General features: G+C 50.0%; 19 protein-coding genes. 7 read left to right on the top strand and 12 right to left on the bottom strand.

Annotation, left to right across the window (positions count from 1 at the left end):
- Positions 1-2 precede the first annotated feature (2 nt).
- The gene (locus tag SNR34_RS21415) at positions 3-1,178 is read right to left on the bottom strand and encodes a M20 metallopeptidase family protein (RefSeq protein WP_236416454.1); all 1,176 of its coding nucleotides are present in this window, start codon (positions 1,176-1,178) and stop codon (positions 3-5) included.
- A gap of 208 nt (positions 1,179-1,386) precedes the next feature.
- On the opposite strand from SNR34_RS21415, the gene SNR34_RS21420 reads away from it, so the two are divergent.
- The gene (locus SNR34_RS21420) at positions 1,387-1,734 is read left to right on the top strand and encodes a YugN family protein (RefSeq protein ID WP_236416457.1); all 348 of its coding nucleotides are present in this window, start codon (positions 1,387-1,389) and stop codon (positions 1,732-1,734) included.
- Positions 1,735-1,748: 14 nt separating this feature from the next.
- The gene (gene ftsW, locus SNR34_RS21425; protein ID WP_236416461.1) at positions 1,749-3,044 is read left to right on the top strand and encodes a putative lipid II flippase FtsW; all 1,296 of its coding nucleotides are present in this window, start codon (positions 1,749-1,751) and stop codon (positions 3,042-3,044) included.
- A gap of 76 nt (positions 3,045-3,120) precedes the next feature.
- Here ftsW and SNR34_RS21430 read toward each other — a convergent pair whose 3' ends face one another.
- Complete coding sequence (locus tag SNR34_RS21430) at positions 3,121-3,483, bottom strand: Asp23/Gls24 family envelope stress response protein (RefSeq protein ID WP_236416464.1); 363 nt, start codon at positions 3,481-3,483, stop codon at positions 3,121-3,123.
- A gap of 180 nt (positions 3,484-3,663) precedes the next feature.
- Here SNR34_RS21430 and cax point away from each other — a divergent pair, with 180 nt between their 5' ends.
- Positions 3,664-4,734, top strand: a complete 1,071-nt coding sequence (gene cax / locus SNR34_RS21435) for a calcium/proton exchanger (RefSeq protein WP_486180141.1) — start codon at positions 3,664-3,666, stop codon at positions 4,732-4,734.
- A 165-nt stretch (positions 4,735-4,899) separates the two neighbouring features.
- On the opposite strand, the gene SNR34_RS21440 is transcribed toward cax, so the two are convergent.
- The 5 genes from SNR34_RS21440 to SNR34_RS21460 form a co-directional block, all read right to left on the bottom strand.
- Positions 4,900-5,193, bottom strand: coding sequence for an Fpa/YlaN family protein (locus tag SNR34_RS21440; RefSeq protein WP_236416467.1), 294 nt, complete (start codon positions 5,191-5,193; stop codon positions 4,900-4,902).
- A gap of 230 nt (positions 5,194-5,423) precedes the next feature.
- Entirely contained in the window at positions 5,424-5,669 is a 246-nt protein-coding gene (locus tag SNR34_RS21445; protein WP_236416469.1) for an HPr family phosphocarrier protein, read from the bottom strand.
- A gap of 98 nt (positions 5,670-5,767) precedes the next feature.
- A complete protein-coding gene (locus tag SNR34_RS21450; RefSeq protein WP_236416471.1) occupies positions 5,768-6,883 on the bottom strand; it encodes an aminopeptidase in 1,116 nt (371 codons plus the stop codon).
- A 167-nt stretch (positions 6,884-7,050) separates the two neighbouring features.
- On the bottom strand, positions 7,051-7,896 hold the full coding sequence (locus SNR34_RS21455; RefSeq protein WP_486180142.1) for a hypothetical protein: 846 nt from the start codon (positions 7,894-7,896) through the stop codon (positions 7,051-7,053).
- A gap of 162 nt (positions 7,897-8,058) precedes the next feature.
- Complete coding sequence (locus SNR34_RS21460) at positions 8,059-10,035, bottom strand: sensor domain-containing diguanylate cyclase (RefSeq protein WP_486180143.1); 1,977 nt, start codon at positions 10,033-10,035, stop codon at positions 8,059-8,061.
- A gap of 464 nt (positions 10,036-10,499) precedes the next feature.
- On the opposite strand from SNR34_RS21460, the gene rpsD reads away from it, so the two are divergent.
- Both rpsD and SNR34_RS21470 read left to right on the top strand, forming a co-directional pair.
- Positions 10,500-11,099, top strand: a complete 600-nt coding sequence (gene rpsD, locus SNR34_RS21465) for a 30S ribosomal protein S4 (protein ID WP_236416476.1) — start codon at positions 10,500-10,502, stop codon at positions 11,097-11,099.
- Positions 11,100-11,354: 255 nt separating this feature from the next.
- On the top strand, positions 11,355-14,447 hold the full coding sequence (locus SNR34_RS21470) for a transglycosylase domain-containing protein (protein ID WP_343261057.1): 3,093 nt from the start codon (positions 11,355-11,357) through the stop codon (positions 14,445-14,447).
- 149 nt (positions 14,448-14,596) lie between these two features.
- Here the strand turns inward: SNR34_RS21470 and acsA are convergent, their stop codons facing one another.
- Positions 14,597-16,321 carry an acetate--CoA ligase gene (gene acsA, locus SNR34_RS21475; RefSeq protein WP_486180144.1) on the bottom strand — a complete coding sequence of 575 codons (1,725 nt, stop codon included), beginning with the start codon at positions 16,319-16,321 and terminating at the stop codon, positions 14,597-14,599.
- Between the two features lie 277 nt (positions 16,322-16,598).
- Here acsA and SNR34_RS21480 point away from each other — a divergent pair, with 277 nt between their 5' ends.
- The gene (locus SNR34_RS21480) at positions 16,599-17,231 is read left to right on the top strand and encodes a GNAT family N-acetyltransferase (protein WP_339273501.1); all 633 of its coding nucleotides are present in this window, start codon (positions 16,599-16,601) and stop codon (positions 17,229-17,231) included.
- 121 nt (positions 17,232-17,352) lie between these two features.
- On the opposite strand, the gene SNR34_RS21485 is transcribed toward SNR34_RS21480, so the two are convergent.
- The 4 genes from SNR34_RS21485 to SNR34_RS21500 form a co-directional block, all read right to left on the bottom strand.
- Complete coding sequence (locus SNR34_RS21485) at positions 17,353-18,048, bottom strand: 5'-methylthioadenosine/adenosylhomocysteine nucleosidase (RefSeq protein WP_236416489.1); 696 nt, start codon at positions 18,046-18,048, stop codon at positions 17,353-17,355.
- Between the two features lie 182 nt (positions 18,049-18,230).
- Positions 18,231-19,238, bottom strand: a complete 1,008-nt coding sequence (ccpA, locus tag SNR34_RS21490) for a catabolite control protein A (protein WP_236416492.1) — start codon at positions 19,236-19,238, stop codon at positions 18,231-18,233.
- 92 nt (positions 19,239-19,330) lie between these two features.
- Positions 19,331-19,678 (bottom strand): bacillithiol system redox-active protein YtxJ, encoded by a 348-nt coding sequence (gene ytxJ, locus SNR34_RS21495; protein ID WP_236416493.1) that lies wholly within the window; start codon positions 19,676-19,678, stop codon positions 19,331-19,333.
- A 122-nt stretch (positions 19,679-19,800) separates the two neighbouring features.
- Positions 19,801-20,202 carry a hypothetical protein gene (locus SNR34_RS21500; protein WP_236416495.1) on the bottom strand — a complete coding sequence of 134 codons (402 nt, stop codon included), beginning with the start codon at positions 20,200-20,202 and terminating at the stop codon, positions 19,801-19,803.
- Positions 20,203-20,483: 281 nt separating this feature from the next.
- Here SNR34_RS21500 and SNR34_RS21505 point away from each other — a divergent pair, with 281 nt between their 5' ends.
- Positions 20,484-21,011 carry a type 1 glutamine amidotransferase domain-containing protein gene (locus tag SNR34_RS21505; protein WP_236416498.1) on the top strand — a complete coding sequence of 176 codons (528 nt, stop codon included), beginning with the start codon at positions 20,484-20,486 and terminating at the stop codon, positions 21,009-21,011.

The following is a 21,011-nucleotide window of genomic DNA, read 5'->3' on the forward strand; positions in this document are numbered from 1 at the left end:
AATCATTCGAAAGACGAAGCATACCCCTTGGCCATCGCAATGAACAACTGAACGCCAAGCTGCATCGCGTCTTCATCGAAGTCAAACTTCGGATGATGATGGGGATACACGGCCCCTTTCTCCGGATTGCCTGCCCCCACAAACATGAAACAGCCGGGAACCTGCTGCAAATAATACGCAAAATCCTCCGCAGGCATCAGCATCGGCGTTGTCTGGACGTTGCTTTCACCGAATACCTGAACGGCTTCACGGAAAAAACGCTCCGATTCCGTTTTGTCGTTCACCACAGGCGGATAACCCATGATGTAATTCACATCGGTTTGCGCGCCATAAGCCGCGCCTGTCTGGGCAACGACCGTATGTACCCTCTCCTTCATCGATGCCCGGGTCGCCTCGTCAAACGTCCGGATCGTCCCGCTTAGTTTGCAGGATTCGGCAATGACATTTTGAGCCGAACCGGCTTGCATCGTGCCAATGGTCAGCACAGCCGGACAGAGCGGGTCCACGGACCGGCTGACTACCGTTTGCAGCTGCATGACCAGCGCCGAACCGGCGACCACGCTGTCCACCGTCGATTGCGGCATGCCTCCATGCCCGCCTTTACCTGTAAGCGTGACGTAGAAATCGTCCGCCGCAGCCATCATCGGTCCTTCCTTGCTGGCTGCCACGCCCACCGGAAGCGGTGTCCAGAGATGAATGCCATAGATGACGTCCACACCTTCAAGCGCACCGTCGGCGATGACTTTGACTGCTCCGCCGGGAAGAAGCTCCTCCGCAGGCTGAAACAAAAAACGGATTTCGCCCCGAATGTCGGACCGATGGCGACTGAAATACAGTGCCGTTCCCAGCAGGATCGAGACATGGCCGTCATGACCGCAGGCATGCATGGCCCCCGCCGATTGCGAAGCGTATTCCACGTCTTTTTCATCCTGAATCGGGAGCGCGTCCATGTCGGCACGAAGCATGACGACCGGCCCGGGCTGTTCCCCGCGCAGAATGCCGATGACGCCATGTCCGCCCACATGGCGCTGCACTTCAATGCCGAAGCTTTCCAGCATGTCCGCGATGAAGGTCGACGTCTTCTCCTCATGAAAGGAAACCTCAGGATTACGGTGAAGGTGACGGCGCCATTCCACCATATGGATCTGCAGATCCTCCCACCATATTTTGTTTGTCATTTCTCCCATCCTTTCTTTCTTGAGCAGAGCTTCTATCAGGCCCGCAACAACCTTGGCAAACCTATTGCTGTATATTGTAGCAGAATTGGAAGAAATCCGATACGAAACGGTGTTCGAAAGCTTGCACGGGAAGGGGAAACATACTATCATGAATGAGAGAATGCACGAGAAAATACACTCGGAAGCTTGTGAGGAGGAGCAGACGCTTATGATTTTTAAAAATACAGGCTTAGATGGCTTGAAAAGCGACTTGGCATACCTGGATGAAAGCGCCGAGAAAGTCGGATTTATTCGATGGCAATGGGAATATTACCGGGCTACATATGACTACAAAATTGAAGACGAATCCACCAAATCGGAATATTTCGTACGAATCAACACCCGCGTTGTTGACGGCAAATTGGAAAAACCGGACAGCATTCTGGCGGTAGAAGCCGTGTATCTTGGAAAAGCAACGTTCCCGCACGGCCTGGACTATGACTCTTCCGTTCCGCAGCCAGTCGTGAAGCTGGCGAACCAAAAACTGCAGCAGCTGTTAGAACTGCTTCAGGCATAGGCTGGGACCATACGATGAAACAACAAACGGCCCAGAAGAGAACGAAGAGAGGCACGCCGGATTTTCAACTGCTGATCCTCACTCTATTGTTGGTGGGCTTTGGACTGGTGATGGTATTCAGCTCCAGTTCCAGCATTGCAATTGCTAACGCGGATTATCACAATGATGCCCTTTACTTCACGAAAAAACAACTGATGTGGGCGGTTATCGGCCTGTTTGGCATGTTCTTTGCCATGAACATTCGTTTCAACAAGTATAAGAAGCTGTATGCACCCTTTTTCCTGTTTACAACGGTTATGCTCCTGCTGGTCCTGATTATGGGCAAGGTGCTTAACGGGGCGAGAAGCTGGATCCACATTTTCGGATTCAGCGTGCAGCCTGCCGAGTTCGCGAAGATTGCCATTATTCTGTACCTGTCCGCGCTAATTACCAAAAAAGGCGAGCGCTTCAGGGATTTGAAGACAGGGTATCTTCCCGTCCTGATTATTGTGGGATTCGTAGCCGGGTTGATTATGCTTCAGCCTGACTTCGGTACGACTTTTATTTTGGTCGCCACTTGCGGATTGGTCATTTATGCAGGGGGAGCCAACATGAAACACATCATGGGATCCATTCTGCTGGTGGTGCTTGGGGCTGCGCTGGCTTTTGGAGGAAACGCTCTCCTTTCAACCTTATCCCCCTCGGACAACGCAGCCTCCACCACGGACGCTGCAGACGCGTCAAAGTCGAATTACAAGGTTGGACGGTTTCAAGCGTTCCTCGATCCGATGTCTGACCCGAACGGAAGCAGCTATAACCTCTATCGCTCGTTAGTCGCGATCGGGGACGGCGGCTTTACGGGTTCCGGAATCGGGCAAGGCACCATTAAATTGCATTACTTGCCCAATGCGTACAATGACTTTATTTTTTCGGTCATTGGCGAAGAGCTCGGTTTTTTGGGAAGCATGCTCTTCCTGCTCGTCTATCTGTACTTCATATGGCGAGGCATCATCGTCTCCTTACGCTGCCCCGATCCGTTCGGAACGCTCGTCGGCATCGGCATCATGGGATTGATCGCCATCCAGGCCTTCATTAATATCGGTGGCGTGACTCAAACGATTCCGGTGACGGGAGTTACCCTTCCGTTTATCAGTTATGGCGGTACTTCCCTCTTCATTATGATGGTGGCCATGGGCATTTTGCTGAGTATTTCACGCACCAACAACCTGGATGTCATCAAGGAAGAAAAAACGAAGTCCGTCACGATTCAAACCCAAACACGCACTTCTCCGGCGGTACGTTCCCGCCAGGCCATTCGTCGCGTTCGTTAATCGGTGAATGGATAATCGAAAAAAGACTTCACATCCCTTGGGATGTGAAGTCTTTTTTCTTACCGCATATGGATGATTATACGTCGTCACCTTTGAAAGAAACGCCTTCGACCTTGACGTTGACTTCAACAACACGCAATCCGGTCATGCTTTCAACCGCTTCCCTTACGTTTTGCTGAAGCATGCGGGATACTTCATGAATCGGGGTCTCGTACAGGACGATGATGCGCAGATCAATGGCTGCTTCCAGCTGGCCGACCTCAACGCCCACGCCTTTCTGTACGTTTTTACCGCTGAGGCGCTTGGCCCAGCCCTCCGACAATCCTCCAGACATTGCGGCAATTCCGGGCGTCTCGAGCGCAGCCATTCCGGCAATTTTCGCCACGACGTCATCCGCAATCCGGATATTTCCGCCATCCAGTTGAAGTTGTTCTGCCATGCCACATCCTCCTTCACTTCGTTACTCGTATTTTATCCGGTTTCCATACCAAAAAGCAAATGAAAGTCATTTGCGGCGTTTACAATCCAGGATGATTTGGGTATATTGAGTTATAAAAATATTCTCATATGCTTTTCCATTTCAAATTGAAATAAATACATAATGCCGAGGTGTTAGCTTGTGAAAAAACGGATTTCATCAACCTTGCTGATCGTAACCTTCGTACTCAGCGCCATTGCACATTATGCGAACTGGAATCCGGTCCTGCAATTTGTAGTCTCGGCCCTTTCGGTCATTTTCGTTGCCGGATTTCTGGGCAAGGCTACCGAATCCGTTGCACATTATGCCGGACAACGGCTGGGCGGATTTTTGAATGCCACCTTCGGCAACGCGGCCGAGCTGATCATCGCCATATTTCTCGTTAAAGAGGGATTGTTCGACATGGTCAAGGCCAGCCTGACAGGCTCCATCATCGGAAACCTGTTGCTCGTGCTTGGATTAAGCATCTTTGCCGGCGGCCTCAAGTTCAAAATCCAAAATTATAACGTTTCACTGGCAGGCCTTAACGGTTCACTGATGATTGTAGCTATCATCGCGCTGTTTATTCCCGCCGTCTTTCTGAACACCCATTCCATTACGCAAAAGGATACCGACACACTTAGCCTGGTCGTGGCAGGCTTGCTCATTCTGGCTTACATTGCCTGGCTCTTGTTCTCCATGGTGACGCACAAAACGTATCTTGCCGATGTGACGGAAGACGAAGACGAGGAGCTGCCGCATGAACATGCGCCGGTATGGTCCAAAAGCAGATCTATCCTGTACCTTGTGCTCGCTACCGTCATGGTTGCTTTTGTCAGCGAATGGCTTGTCGGCACGCTTGAGGTGTTTACGGAACAATTCGGATTGAGCGAGCTCTTTGTGGGTGCCTTCCTTGTGGCCATTATCGGCAATGCAGCCGAACATAGCGCGGCCGTCATGCTTGCCATGAAAAACAAGATTAGTGCCGCCGTGGAAATCGCGGTGGGCAGCAGCCTGCAAATTGCCCTGTTCGTGGCACCCGTGCTTATCTTTGTCAGCTACTTTATCGGGGACACGATGGATATCGTATTTACAACGATTGAGTTGGTCGCCATCGGGGTGTCCGTATTTATCGCAAAATCCATCACGCAGGACGGCTCGACCAACTGGTACGAAGGCTTGCTGCTGCTGGTTGTCTATGCCATTCTCGGTGTATCGTTCTTTCTTGTCTAGTCCATTAACACAACAAAGAGGAGCTGTCCCTGGTCATTCTGTTTTGACCTATGAGACAGCTCCTCTTTGCTTTGGCAGCGGTCTGCCGATTCTCCCGGAATCCGCACACAAAAAAAGCATGCATAGCCGCTGCATGCCTTCTATTCGGACCCGCGCGAAGGCAGGCTATTGCTCATTCTTCTTGTTCAAAGCCTCATATAAAATAGCCAGATTCCGCTCAAGGGCACTGACCATCTGCTTACCCGAACTTTCCGGGAGAAGCCCTGCGCGAACAGCAAAATCCACTTCCTTGGAGAACCCATACATCTGTGTATCCAGTACTTCCTCGTAGAGAGGGCAGTAGCGGGTAGCCAGATTCTCCATCTGTACTTCAATAAGCTTCTGTATTTTATCTGCATCTTCTTGAAGAAGACTGATCGCTTTCATATTCAGCTGTTCCTGCAGATCAGATGAAGTCATGCATTTCCCCCCCTATGTCCCAAAAATCGCGTAAAGACGTTCTACCCCTAATATTAGACGAAATCAGAAGCTAATACAAGAACTTGACCAAAATAACCACCTAATCCGAGTCCAGTTCGATGAAATAATACCCTATAGGCGTATTTATGGAAATCGGAGAGATCCATACGTCTCGGGAACAACGCAAAGAAGCACCTCCGCCACGTTAGGCAGAGATGCTTCCCGAACCATTACTCGGACGCGATCGTTACATTGAGGCCGTGCTTGGCAAACACTTCCGCCATCGCTTTTTTGGCTTCATCCTCATCCGGGCCATGAACGTGCAGCTCATAGCTGTGCGTGCTCACCAACGTTGTGAACAAACCCAGAATGCTTTTGACGTCGATATACTTGTTGTCCGAATGCAATACGATTGAAGATGTAAACTTGCCTGCTGTTTGAGCAATTTCCACTACCGCAGCGTTATTACTCGACATAGGAATCCCTCCGTCTTTTCACTAAATGGTATCATCTATGAATTACCCCTTCATGATACCGTGAATCCGCTTTCCTAGCAACAGCAAAATGGCAAGGATTACTTCAATTGATCTGGATTAAGGCATTCAAGCTCAGGGACAACGAAAATGCCGTCTTTGCGAATCAATACATCGTCAAAATAAATTTCGCCACCGCCGTAATCCGGACGTTGGATCAATACGAGATCCCAGTGGATTGACGAACGGTTGCCGTTATCGGTTTCCTCATAGGCTTGCCCTGGGGTGAAGTGCAGGCTGCCCGCAATTTTTTCGTCGAACAGGATGTCCTTCATCGGATGCAGGATGTATGGGTTGAATCCGATCGCGAACTCGCCGATGTGGCGCGCGCCTTCGTCGGAGTCGAGGATTTCGTTCAAACGTTTCGTATCATTGCTCGTCGCTTCAACGATTTTCCCGTCTTTGAAGGTGAATTTGATGTTTTCAAACGTAATGCCGTTGTACAGCGTGGCCGCATTGTAGCTGATTGTACCGTTGACGGAATCGCGAACAGGCGCGCTGTAAACCTCGCCATCCGGAATGTTTTTTTGGCCGGAGCATTTCACGGCGCCAATGTTTTTGATGGAGAAGCTCAAGTCCGTGCCAGGTCCGGTAATGCGGACTTTGTCCGTACGGTTCATGAGATCCGCGAGAGCATCTTGCGCTTTGTCCATTTTGGCGTAATCCAGATTGCAGACGTCGAAGTAAAAATCTTCGAAGGCTTCCGTGCTTGTGTTTGCAAGCTGAGCCATGCTTGCATTCGGATAACGCAGCACTACCCATTTGGTATGTTTGACGCGTTGTTCGCTATGTACCGGGTGGGAATACAGCGCATTGTACATCTTCATTTTGTCTTCCGGCACATCGGACAGGTCGTTTACGTTTTCCCCGGCGCGAATGCCGATGTAGCAATCCATCTGCTTCATCCGGTTCAGGTCGATTTCCGCCCACGTTTTCATCATGTCTTCGGTGGCGTTTTTGAGCATGGCGCGCTGCACCGTTCGATCGGTCAACTGCACAAAGACGTTTCCGCCTTTTTTGCCTACCTCTTCAATGATGGCGTTCATCAAATCGCGTTCCGTTCCGATCATCTCAACGAGCACGTTCTCCCCAGGCTGCACGTCTACCGAGTAGCCGACGAGGTTTGCTGCGAGTTTCTGAATCCTTGGGTCCTTCATGTCGTAACATCCTCCTGTCATCCGCCATTCTTTAAATTGAACAACGGTAAATTACGTTAACTATTGTAGCACGCTACAGCGTTCCCGTCAGCAGGCAGTGCTCAATTCCCGTTTTCGGCCTCCCAGAACTGCGACGAAATAAATTACCTCTAATTCCTTGCAGCTTCTTAGTTATAGGACTTGAAGTTAACGTCCGTCACAAGCGCTTCCTGACTTTTCTTGACGCCGTCTTCCTCAAGACTTACCTTGCTTTCGGACGATAATCGCAGCGGCAAACTGCTTCTCCGGTCTACGGTAAGATGATAAACGGTCTGCACCTCAGCGTTTTGCATCATCTGCATCAACCTGTCCTCTCCTTGTTTCCAAACCTTGTCCAATTCTTTCTCCATTGCTGGACGATTCTTCCCCCCGCTTGCAGCCGCTTTATGCAGGTACTCCGCCCGTATGGCTTCCATCTCGCCGTTCAGTTGGGCGACGGCCCAGGCCTTCGCGTCTTTCGGGGCCAGTTCAATCCGCAAAATCCGCGTGCGACGGCCTGATCCATATTCCGAATGGATGGTTTTGTTCATGCGATCAATGTTCTCCAATTGGGCAATCGGATTGAAACGGGATAAAGATCCGCGCAGCGGTTCATGCTCAGCGGATAATGCCTGCCATTTTCCACCCTTTCGCGCAAAAGAAGCGCTAAACCCTCCCTTCTTCCCATTGAGAGGCTTTCCATCCAGAGGCGCAATGCCGGATTCCTTACCGGCAGCCGCAATCGTTCCGGGCACTCTCGTCTGCAGCGTCAGGCGATCATGGTCTTCCAGCTTGCCTTCAAATTTGAACTGATTCTCGAACCGGGCGCTGTTCTCCCTGCGTAATCCGGCCTCTCCTTCGAAAACCAACCTTTCCTTTCCGGCAATGCCGGAAACCGCACGCGAAAATACTTCCTCAGGAGTTTGCTCCTTCTGGAACATTCCGCAACCACCCATACATAACGCCAAGACGATCAGCAAAAATGCAGTCGGCATATGACGTCTTATCCACACCCACATCTCGAATTCCACCTTTCGGACAAACGTTCTTCATAGCCTGCCCCGTGGGATTCGCCTTATACTTTGTCAGTATTGTAAGAGGGATGCCCCCATCCATCGCAAAAAGAGGACCATCCCGCACAACGGAATGTCCTCTTTTTATCGGTTGATCTCCTGTTTTTCGAGCACGATGCGATTGCGTCCCCCGTTTTTTGCTTCATACAGGGCCATGTCTGCGCGGTAAAACAACGATTCCACGGTCACCTTATCATCCATGCAATTCCACTCGGCAATCCCGCTGGACACTGTCACAAGCGGTCTTGTTTCTTCCGCCACTCTTCTACGGATGGTTTCCGCATAATGCCGAGCCTGATGTATTCCGACTTGCGGCATGTAAATGGCCAGCTCCTCGCCCCCCCACCTTGCGCATACATCCTCGGGGCGAGCCGAACTTGTCACGATATCACTGACCTGCTTCAGCACCTGGTCTCCGGTTTGGTGCCCAAATGTATCGTTCACCTGCTTGAATTGGTCAATGTCCACCACGATCAAAGAACCGCAAAATTCGTGAGCCTGACGTTCATGAATGATATTATCCAGATAATGCCTGACGTATAGCCCCGTCAACATGTCCAGATTGGCAAGCCGCCGCACTTCGGCGTGAAGCGTAGCGTTCGAAAGGGCCAGTCCGATATGAATGGACAACATTTGAAGCAGCCGATAGTTGTCATACGAAAAATAATGCTCGCGCCGGTGGGACAGCAAAATAAAGCTTTTCACCACACCATTCACTCTTACAGGCGCAGCCATGAGCGAAAGCGAATGGGTAACCTCCATAAACACGGAAGTCAATTGCCCGTACTCGGCATAGTTGGAAAGAATGATCGGTTCCTCGGTTTGGCGCAGCAATCCGGCAAATCCATAATCCAGAGGAAACGTTTTATGGGCAAAATCGGGTATATTCGAAGACATGACCTCAAATTGGTCTGTATCCTCCTTTAACTGCAGGATGCAGCACCATTCGGCTTGAAAAATGGCTAACAGCTCCTGGACCGAAAAATCGAATATTTCCATGAGCTGCAAACTTTTGTTCAATCGCTGTGTCAGGTCATTCATCAGGCGCAGCTCCTGGACGAGCATGTTCGACTGTTCATGCAATTTGGCATTTTCAAATGCCGTTCCCGTTGTGTCAGCCATCATGGACACCAGCTGCAGATCGGACTCCTCGATCGTTTCCTCGTTCATTTCCATGTGGAATACCCCGTATACTCCCTGGTTTCCCTTAAGAGGAAAAGCCACCTCGGCAATGCGATTTCCCGGTTGTTCTGAACGGAGTACGATCATCTTCCCCTCTTTAAAGGAGCGCACGCAAATATCATTTCCTCGTTCGCGAACCAATAACGGCTTGATCCGGGAATGGGGGCTTTTCTGATCCTGCGACATGTACAAATTCATCCGGGTGGCCGGGTACAAGTAATCGATGCTTTCAAACACCTTGTCCAAAATCGCATCCGCATTCATCTTGTCATTCAACCGCTGAATGATCTGAAACAGAATTGATCTGCGATGTTCCTCGCGTGCCGTTTGTTCATGGGCTTTCAACAGATCCGTCATAAATATGTATTCAAATCTTCGGTAGAAGCAAGTACGAAAGTGCGCCGCCTCAGATCGAACTACAGCTTCAGACGTTTCATATCGATCAGGTTCGTGAATCAAGGCCGTGAAGACAGCAAACAAGTCTTGATTGATTCTCGAGTACAACGGCTCTGCAAGCATCGCATATTGGCCATAAGCGCCCAAGTTTCGAGCGATTCGCGGCTGTCCGGAATCCAGACATTCCGAAACCAATTGCACGACAGCCCCGATACTCTCCTGTTCAATTGGAGCGACGCATATGCCTTCGGCATTCCAGACAGAATACTTCGTTTGCGAACGGCCAAAGTCCGTTAAACGCTGTACCTGCCAATCGGCAAAGGCTTGTTGCAGCAACGTGTCAAGATAGCAGAAGTCAAAAGGTGTGATGTCCATATGCTGCATCCAGAGCGTATGCTCTTCATGTGATTTTTTGGAAAATAACGTTTCGGTCGAGTTAGGCGAATTGACGCTCTCTGGCAACCTTCCTAGATGTTCCAACATGTCAGGCGCTCCTTTGCACCGTTTTTGCATCTGAAGATGCATGAATCTGCAGATCCTATCGCAAATCTGCAAAAGGTATGGGATAACGTTTGTTTTACGCAATCCTTTAAAGTTAAGATACACTTTATTCTACTCTCTTTAAAGGGTTTTTGCATCCATATTCCATAAAATCGTCCCATTTTTTTAGGCCCAATGACCTATCGACAAAATTAGACGTTTTTCTATCTTCACCTTGCTCTTGACTTCCTTTTATCCAAACTGTAGAATATATTGTTGATGAAGACTGCTAATGGGTCTTTAAATTTGGGCATTACCGGTTGTGTCACCCTCATTTGTTTTGTTGCTTTCAGGACAGCGGCTGAACTTTCCTGATTGATGCTTGCGAGGCTTGCCCGCAACAACAAAACGAAGCGCAAACAGAGCCCTAACTATTGAATTTTAATTAAAAAGGAGCTACTTTACACATGGCACGTTACACTGGTCCTAAATTTAAATTGAGCCGTCGTCTCGGCATTTCCCTGAGCGGAACTGGCAAAGAATTGAAACGTCCTTTCCCTCCGGGTCAGCACGGTCCTAACCAACGCAGAAAAATGAGCAACTACGGTATGCAGTTGCAAGAAAAACAAAAACTTCGCCACATGTACGGCCTGGGCGAAAAACAATTCCGCACTCTGTTTGCTAGAGCGCAAAAAATGCAAGGAATCGCGGGTGAAAACTTCATGTTCTTGCTCGAGAGCCGCCTTGACAACCTGGTATACCGCCTTGGATTCGCTAACTCCCGTGCAGGTGCACGTCAGTTGGTATCCCACGGTCACGTTACTGTAAACGGCAAAAAAGTCGACATCGCTTCTTACCAAGTAAGCACTGGCGACGTAATCGGCCTGCGTGAAAGAAGCCGCGGTTTGTCTTCCGTGAAGGAAGCTCTGGAAAACCGTACGCATCTTCCGGCATACCTGGAATTCAACGACACAGCTGTTGAAGGAAAATACATCCGCCTGCCAGAACGCGCGGAACTTTCCCAAGACATCGACGAAAAACAAATCGTCGAGTTCTACAACCGTTAATCGTTGTTTTTCAATCCTGCTTTACCCCAAACAGCTGCCTGAGAAATTTCTCGGCAGCTGTTTTTTTGCTTCCATGCTAAGCCTATATTCCCCCACAACTTACATATACTAATCGAACGACTTCGTCTCGATGACAACTTATTCAGTCATTCCCCCAAGAAATTGGCAATTTTCGTCGATTGCTTGTATTTCTCACGCATGCAAAGCCTCCTTTTTATGCTATAATAAGTGTCGTTAAAAGGAGGAAGACACTGAATGGTTGATGCAAATAAAAACAAGCCCGACGAGCAGCCTGTCCGCAAGCGGAGCTTTATCCGCAAACTCGGCAGCGTTGTCAAATGGATGGTTATCCTGGGATTCATGGGCGTGCTATTCGTTGGCGGTGCCTTGATGGGGTACGTCAGTTCCATCGTTAAAGATGAACCCGTTCGTTCAAGAGCCCTGATCGAGCAAAAAGTCAGCGAAAACTCCATTACAGGCTTTGCTTACTTCGCCGATGGAAGCCCGATCGGCCAGTTGCGAACCGAAGAAGATCGGCGCCCGGTCACCTTTGACCAGATTCCGCAAAAGGTCATCGACGCCGTCATTGCCATTGAAGACAATCATTTTTACGAACATAGCGGCGTAGACATGAGCGGAACGCTGCGCGCAGTGAAACAGAAGGTTTTGAACGAATCCGTTCAAACCGGCGGAAGCACCCTGACCCAACAGCTGGCCCGGCGTGTATTCCTCAATTTGGACCGAACCGAGGACCGCAAAGTCAAAGAAATTCTGCTCTCTCTGCGGCTTGAACGGTTTATGACCAAAAACCAAATCATGACCGCGTATCTGAATAAGGTTCCTTTCGGTAACGGGTCTAGCGGCTATAACGTCTACGGGATCAAAGCGGCCGCAAAAGGATTGTTCAACATCAATGATTTGGAGAAACTGAATACGGCACAAGCCGCTTATCTTGCAGGTTTGCCGCAGTTACCCTCCTCTTACTCTGCCTTTAACGGAAAAGGCGATTTTGTAGAGGAAAACTTCGAGCGCGCAATCAATCGTCAGCACCTCGTGCTGCGCCGCATGCTTGAACTCGGCAAAATCAATACGTCGGAATACGATGAAGCCCTTGCTTTCGATATCAAAAGTTCGCTTGCACCAAAAACCGTAAAAGCTTACAACACTTATCCTTACCTTATGATGGAAACGGAGCGGCAGGCTGCGCAGATCCTCATGGATCTGAATACGGAAAAAGACAAAACGAATAACTCAACCGGCAAGGACACGGATGGAAATACCGCCGATAAGGACAACAGCACATTGTTGGAGGAAGCACAGCAGCAATTGCGCACTGGCGGATATCGCATCTATACGACCATCAACAAAAATGTGTACAAAACGATGAGGTCGATCGCCGAGGATGATAGCAACTTCTCTGCCGAAGATCCTACCAAAGGCAAAGAACAAACAGCGGCCATGCTGATCGATCACAAAACCGGGGCCATTCTCGGCATGATCGAAGGACGCAGCTTCCAAGACGAACAGATGAACTATGCCACCCAGATGGTACGTCAGCCAGGTTCGACGATGAAACCGATCGCAGCATATTTGCCGGCCATGGAGGCAGGTCTCGTTCAGCCGGCTTCCATTATCGACGATGCTCCGATCATCCTGAAGAACGGCGGTGCCGGATACCATATTCCGAAAAACGCCAACAATCGCTATCAGGGACTCGTTACAGCCCGCAGGGCATTGAATTATTCATTGAACATCCCTGCACTCAAGCTGTTTAATGAAGAAGTCGGAATCGATAAAGCTTGGGCTTTTTCGAAAAAGCTCGGCATCACGACCATCCAGAAAAGCGATTACCAAGCGCAGACCGGTGTTCTTGGCGGCCTTCAATATGGCGTAACCGTCGAAGAACTGACCAATGCCTATGGCGCAATTGCCAACAATGGCGTCTATAACGATGCGTACATGATCAGCAAAATTGTAGATTCCAAAGGCAACATTGTTTACAAACACGAAGCCAATCCCGTTCAGGCTTTTTCCGAGCAAACGGCATACTTGATGACCGACATGCTGCGGACAGTCATTACGGAAGGGACGGCCGACAAAGTTCGTTCCAATTACAAATATACCAAGAGCGTTCCTATTGTCGGTAAAACAGGATCCACTCAAAGTTACGCAGACGTATGGTTTGAAGGATACACGCCAGACGTCACCTTGGGTGTATGGGTTGGATACAAGCAGCCTGTGAATACGCTTGAGACCAAATCCCAACGCAAACGGGCGCAGCAGTTATGGACCCAGATCATGAATGAGTTGGTTTCTTCCCAAAAGGACTTATTCGTGACGGATTCGTTCAAAAAACCCGACGGGATCGTAAGCAAAACCGTATCGGCTTACAGCGGTAAGCTGCCTACTTCTCTAACGGACAAATTTGTGACGGATATATTCAACAGCAAATACGTGCCGAAAGAGAGCGATGACGGCGTTGGGCGGGCAACATATATCACTTACAATGGCGTGAATTACATTCCGCGGGACGGAACGCCTTCGGATATGCTCAAAGTAAAAACGGTCATCAAACGGAAAAAGCCGATTTCCGAGTTGATTAAAGAACTGCAAAATGCGTTTTCTCGCATGAGTCGTCACGAATCGCTCGCATACTATTTGCCTGAAGATGCCGGCAGTGATATGCCGACCAAGATCGATCCGCGTACGGACAACGGCAAGGCACCTGATGCGCCATCCAATGTAAGGCTTTCCGGGTCGGTCATCACATTCAGCGCAACGCCTGAGAACGACGTCGTAGGCTATCGTTTGTATCGATCCGCCAATGGCGGAGGATTCCAGAATCAAGGCAAAGTCGTCCTGACAGGAGAATCCAGATCGTTTAGCGTTTCGACAAACGGTAATTTTGCTTACTATGTCACTGCCGTCGATGTAGCCGGCAAAGAGTCTGCACCGAGTGCCATCGTCAGCACTGCAGTCAATGCAGCCGAACCGGACGTAGAAAATAATGAACCGATCGAGGTTCCGGGTACTGTCATTGATCCAACGAATACAGGGGAGAAACCGGCCGCGCCAACGCCTCCTGGCACGCCTGGCCAGGTCGGCGTTTCCGCCCTTCCCCAAGGCATTCGCATTCAATGGTCTCCGAACCCGGAGACGGATGGGGTCAAAAGCTACACGGTATATTACAGCGAAACCGGATCAGCACCGTTTAACCAAATCGGAACCACTTCGGGCACATCGCTTGATTTCGGCGTAGCCGAAGGAACCGGAGGTTGGTTCAAGGTCTCTGCGACTAACGATGCGGGTGAATCCAGCCCTTCGGCAGCCGTTTCTTTGCAGCCTTGATCGAAACCTGAACGCATTAAAACGTTAAGCCCCGCTTCCTTTGATTGGAGGCGGGGCTTATATGTCATACAAATAAGCCTGCTCTGGTGTGATCCAGAACAGGCTTATTTCTTATGCTTTCATTCGAGAGACGAGCGAACCCTGCTGCTCTAATCCTCAATCGTGGATAGATCGCCAGCCGGAAGATCCAGCTCCCATGCCTTCAACACACGCCGCATGATTTTGCCGGAACGGGTCTTCGGCAGTTTATCCTTGAACTCAATTTCGCGTGGAGCAGCGTGGGCGGATAACCCTTCTTTCACAAAGCGGTAAATCTCCTCTTTAAGCTCAGGAGTAGCTTCATAGCCTTCACGCAATGCCACAAAAGCTTTAATGATCTCCCCTCGCATGACGTCGGGTTTGCCAATAACCCCCGCCTCGGCAACAGCCGGATGCTCCACCAGCTTGCTCTCGACCTCGAAGGGACCGATGCGCTCTCCCGAGGAATTAATGACGTCGTCAATCCGCCCCTGAAACCAGAAGTACCCGTCTTCATCCATATACGCGGAGTCCCCTGAGACATACCATCCAGGCAAACGGAAATATTCCTCGTATTTGGCAGGATTGTTCCATATCTTCGCCATCATGGATGGCCAAGGGGTGCGGATGGCCAAATTCCCCATGCTATACGGAGGGAGTACCTCGCCTTGATCGTTGATGATTGCCGCCTCTACCCCTGGCAAAGGCCGTCCCATGGATCCCGGTTTGATCGGCATGCCCGGATAGTTGCAGATCAGCTGTGCACCGGTTTCCGTCATCCACCACGTATCATGGATGCGCTGCCCGTACACGTTCCATCCCCAACGAACCACTTCAGGGTTAAGCGGTTCTCCTACGGACAGCACATGGCGCAGGCTGCTGAGATCATGCCGCTTTATTTCGTCCTCTCCCGCTCCCATCAGCATACGGAATGCAGTCGGCGCACTGTACCATACGCTTACTTTGCGTTTCTCAATGGTGCTGTACCAATCCTGCGGACTGAAACGGCCCCCGCGAATGACATTGGTTACCCCGTTCAGCCACGGAGCGAAGATACCATAAGAAGTGCCTGTGACCCACCCCGGATCAGCCGTGCACCAGTACACATCGCCGTCGCGCAGGTCCAATACCACTTTACTGGTGTAATAATGCTGAATCATGGCATTTTGAACGTGATAGACCCCTTTGGGTTTACCGGTGGAACCTGAGGTATAGTGAATCAATAGCCCGTCCTCGCGAGTCAGCCATTCCACTTCCATCTCGTCCGAAGCGGACGACATCTCGGCATCATAATCAACGAGCCCTTCTTCGGTCTGCGCTCCGCCGCCAACAACGAATACATACTTGAGCTCAGGCAATTCGGAACGTTTGATCCGACCGAGCAGCTCCGGCGTCGTCACAATCGCAACCGCGCCGCTGTCTTCAAGGCGATCCTTGACCGCCGTCTCCATGAACGCTTCAAACAGCGGGCCCACTACGGCGCCTGCCTTCAGAATGCCGAGCAGGCTAAAGTAGAGTTCAGGACTGCGGGGCATGAATATAAAAACCCTGTCTCCCTTGGCAATGCCGTATTTTCGCAGAACGTTCCCGAAGCGGTTCGATTGCTCGCTTAGATCGGCAAACGTGTATGCCTCTTCTCTTGTGGCATCGCTGTACAACAATGCGGTTCTGCCGCCTCTTCCTTCGAGCACGTGACGGTCGACCGCCTCATGCGCAATGTTTACTTTTCCGCTGGTATACCACGTAAAATGTTTCTCAACCGATTCCCAATCGAAGCGGCCTCGAGCTTCCTCGTAATCACCCAGATTGGATTCGGACACAACCGTTTGCAGCATCTCACCATGTGCTTGACTCATGCTTGCCAGCCTCCTCAACTCGACATTTCGATTCCTTCAAAAAGGTGTTTCGCTTTGCCTTGGTGTTGACTGAACTTACAGTTAGCGCTTACATTATTTAGAGAGCAACTCTCTGCATGTACCCTGTCAGGTAGCCAAAATCGGTGCAGCTTCATTCTGCATTCCAATTGTGAACGTTTTATGTCAAGGCAATTATATCAAATTGCTTCCGGGACCGTCTATGGCTTTTCATTTTTTTGATTTTTTGCTATAAGTAGGGAGGAGAGGAGCATGAACCATGGAGCATTTGAAAGAATACCACATGCGTTCCATCTTCAAGTCCGGTTTCCATATTACCGTGGAAGGCCCTTTGCCTCCTGACAGGATCGCAGCGTTGTCTTTTCATCCGGATCTGGATGCGTTCCGACGCCCTGCCGAGCAGCAGGAAGCGTTGATCGAAATTGCAGGTTTGCCCGAAGGGCGCATCATCATCGCTCGTGAACGCGAAACGATCGTGGGTTATATTACGTTTCACTACGCCGATGAGTGTGAGCGTTGGTCTGAAGGCAGCATGGCCGATCTGATTGAATTGGGAGCTATTGAGGTAGCGGATCGGTACCGCTCGCTGGGCATCGGGAAAGAAATGCTGCTTACGGCTTTTGCGGGCGGCCAGATGGAAAGATACATCGTGTTTACGACTGAATATTACTGGCATTGGGATTTGAAAGGCAGCGGTCTGTCCGTGTGGGATTATCGGAAAATGATGGAGCGTTTGATGCAGACCGTCGACATGACCTGGTACGCTACCGACGATCCCGAAATATGTTCGCATCCGGCCAATTGCCTGATGGTGCGTATCGGAAATAAGGTGCCTCTCGAATCCGAGCAGCAGTTCGATCGCGTTCGTTTCCGCCACCGGTTTATGTATTGATGCAAAAACCGCTATCCTTTCAACCATGTTTCATTTGAAAGACACATGGATGCAGTCATAGCGGTTTTTTAAAACAATTTGCTCCGCTCAAGGGCGCATTTACGATTTTATTTGCTTTCGCTTACATATTGGTGAGCATGTGTTCCACAATACGGTGAGAACGTTGCGACGAATGTACGGTAAACTCCGCAAAATTGACATGGGCCGAACCGTCAGCCTTATCGGACATGCCGCGCAGCACCACAAACGGCACACGATTCATGAAACACACCTGAGCAACCGCAGCCCCTTCCATCTCGGCACAGGCGCCATCCATTTCGGCATATAACCTGCCTACCGTCTCCTTGCTGGCGATGAATTGGTCGCCTGACAACACTTTGCCGATCCGATAATGTGCCCCTTGTGCAAGGCATGCCTGTTCCGCCAGTGCAATCAATGTCTCATCGGCTGGAAAAGCCGACGTCTCCTGGTAAGGGATGACGCCGCGTTCGAACCCAAGCGCGGTTACATCCATGTCATGCTGGACGCATACGGAAGAAATGACGATATCGCCGATATTCAACTCGGGATGCACCGCTCCGGCCACACCCGTAAATATAATTTTGTCCACCTGGAACCGGTCAATCAAAATTTGCGTGGTCACGGCGGCATTGACCTTGCCTACGCCTGACTTGCACACTACAATCTGTTTCCCCAGCCACTCGCCTGCGACATACGTAAGCCCGGTCTGCTTGACGGTCTCCGATCGTTTCATGCCTGCCAGCAAAAGCTCCACTTCTTCATTCATCGCACCGATTATTCCGATGGTTTCGCGCATTCTGTCCTGCCTCCATTTGATCCAAGCCTCGTCTTGAGATTCGGACGTATCTACTTCTTGTCAAGCACAAAAGCTCCGTTTCCGGAGCTTCGCCTGCATACTATGTAGAGAGGGAATAAATCTTCCCTTTCATCTTAATCCGGGCGGCGTCCGCCAGACGCGACATCCCTTTGCCGTCCCGTTTAGCCAGCGTGGCTGACAGACAAACGCAAAATCGTTTCATGCGGCAAAATCACGCGTGGATTTTCTACGTTTTCCTTCTTCATCAGCTTGGTCAAAAGACGCATCGCCACGGCACCCAGGTCGTACATCGGTTGGGCCACCGTTGTCAGCTGAGGACGAACCATGGAGGCCATACGGATGTTGTCCACGCTAATGATCGAGAAATCATCCGGTACTTTCAAGCCTTCATCCTGAATGCTGTGGATAGCACCAATCGCCATTTCATCCGTCGCGGCAAAGATCGCAGTTGGTCTCTTCTTCAAGCCCAGGAAGTACTTCATGGCTTCCACGCCGGACTCATAGCGGTAATTTCCGATACGTACGAGATCCTCCTGGTACTCCATACCTGCAGCTTCAAGCGCCTTCTTGTACCCTTGGAAACGGGCATAACCGTTGGCCGGGTCTTGCAGCGTGCCGCTGATCATGGCAATTTCCTTGTGACCATGGCGAATCAGCGTATTCACCGCATCGAATGCAGCCGCCTCATGGTCGATGTCCACGGAAGGATATGCCCCCTTCTCGTCGCTTGTGGCGCAAAGCACGATCGGCACGGCGGCAGACTGGAACGCCTGGATATGCTCGTCCGTCACGGTTCCGCCCATGAAGAGCAGACCGTCCACCTGTTTCTCAAGCAGCGTGTTGATAACGCGAATTTCCTTTTCCTTCTTTTTGTCCGCATTACACAAAATGATATTGTAGTGATACATATTCGCGATATCCTCGATACCGCGGGCAATCTCGGCAAAGATGGAGTTGGAAATATCAGGGATCACAACGCCGACGGTTGTTGTCTTTTTGCTCGCCAGACCTCTGGCTACAGCATTAGGACGATATCCCAGGCGTTCGATTGCTTCATAGACTTTTTTGCGGGTTTGAGGTTTAACATTAGGGTTATTGTTGACAACCCGTGATACTGTCGCCATGGATACGCCAGCTTCACGTGCTACATCATAAATGGTTACCGTCACAGCACTTCTCTCCATTACCAGTAAATTTTCATACCATTTTCATTAAGATTTATATTACGACAAATTATTGCATTAATCAATTAAAATAGGCTTCAATAGCCGTTTAATACACTTGTAAGCGCAGTCGAAGTAATGTTTGAATGGGAGGTATGCCATACCGCTTTCCCATTCTGCACAAGAATGGCCTGCGGCGACTCATGTTTAACCCCGAGTATTGCCTCCGTTTCATTGGAAACAGGGCGATCTTCCACAACATAGACGATGCCATAGTCCACATTTTCGTTCGGCTGATTCTGCAGATAATGGTCCATCTCCTGATAAGCTCTTGAACTGATTGGGCAACGAGTACTATGCTTAAACAGAAGCAATGGTTGATTATTCGTAGCTCCCAGCGCGGAGTTAAGCTGTTCAACACTTGTCATTTTGGTCATGTAAGCCATTGGATATACATCCCCCTTTATCAGGAATACCAATATGTTGAGCGTTTTCACTCTACGATATCTTAACAAAAAGTGCAGGAAAAAGCCAATTTTCATGAAAACAAGCATGAAACGCGTCAAAATCAAACAGCATTCGAGAAATAACTTCTCCATGCAAAGCCGGACAATTGTCCCAGCCTGCGCTGTGTCATTTGAATCCATTCCTCGTCACCGGATTTTTGGGCATAGTTCAATATATCCAGGAGCAGGTTGATGCGTTCCTGAACGGCTTGCTGCATGCGCTCTTCCATCTCCCGATCCGACGCGTCCGGCCACGACTGAAGCATTTCGTGAAAAAGGTCGGCGAGTTCGTTCTGTTTACCGAAAGATACGTCTTGCTGCACGGGATGATCTCCCAATTTGCTGATACATTCCTTAAGGTCCGGCTTTACCGGCTGAAGAACCTCGTATGTAACGCAATCCGTGCATGCGAATACAGGCACGTTGCGAATTTCCACCTTTTTGGCATATACTACCGTTCTCATTTCCAATTCCATTACATGTCCGCACTTGCATGATTTGCGCACATCCATCACCTCATTCGTTCTTTGCTCATGAATAGTTCATTCGACCTTTTTCGGCGCAAATCCTGCCCAAAACCACAAATTAAACAAATTACCACCATCCCCAGAAGATGGTACCTTATGAGGAAAGCATACATCGACACAAATCGTTGTACCGACGAAAATGCTGACCGTGAAGCCGTCCACAAAATTTGTTACAATAAATCGCGATGGTGAACACGTTCAATAAAGGAGAGATGATCATGAGATTAACCGGTAAGAAAGTTATCGCCCTTGTCGATGAAGAATTCGAGGATTTGGAGCTATGGTACCCGGTCCATCGGGTTCGTGAGGAAGGTGCGGAAGTGCATCTGGCCGGCGAAAAAAAAGGAAAAACCTACATTGGAAAATACGGCGTTCCAGCCGAGGCCGAATACAGCTTCGACGAACTGGAAAGCTCGCAATATGACGGCATTCTCGTTCCCGGGGGATGGGCGCCGGACAAGCTGCGCCGATATCCGAAGGTGCTTGAGCTGGTCCGCGAAATGCATGCCGACCGCAAACCCATCGGTCAAATCTGCCATGCGGGCTGGGTACTGATCTCAGCCAAAATTTTGGAAGGCGTTACGGTAACCTCTACGCCAGGCATTCGGGACGACATGGAAAATGCCGGAGCGATCTGGAAGGATGAGGCGGTAGTCGTAGATGGCCATATCATCTCGGCCCGCCGTCCTCCCGACCTGCCTCCCTATGGCAAAGCGTTCTGCGATGCGCTCGCGAATAACCAATAA

Source organism: Paenibacillus sp. XP01, from assembly GCF_057364885.1.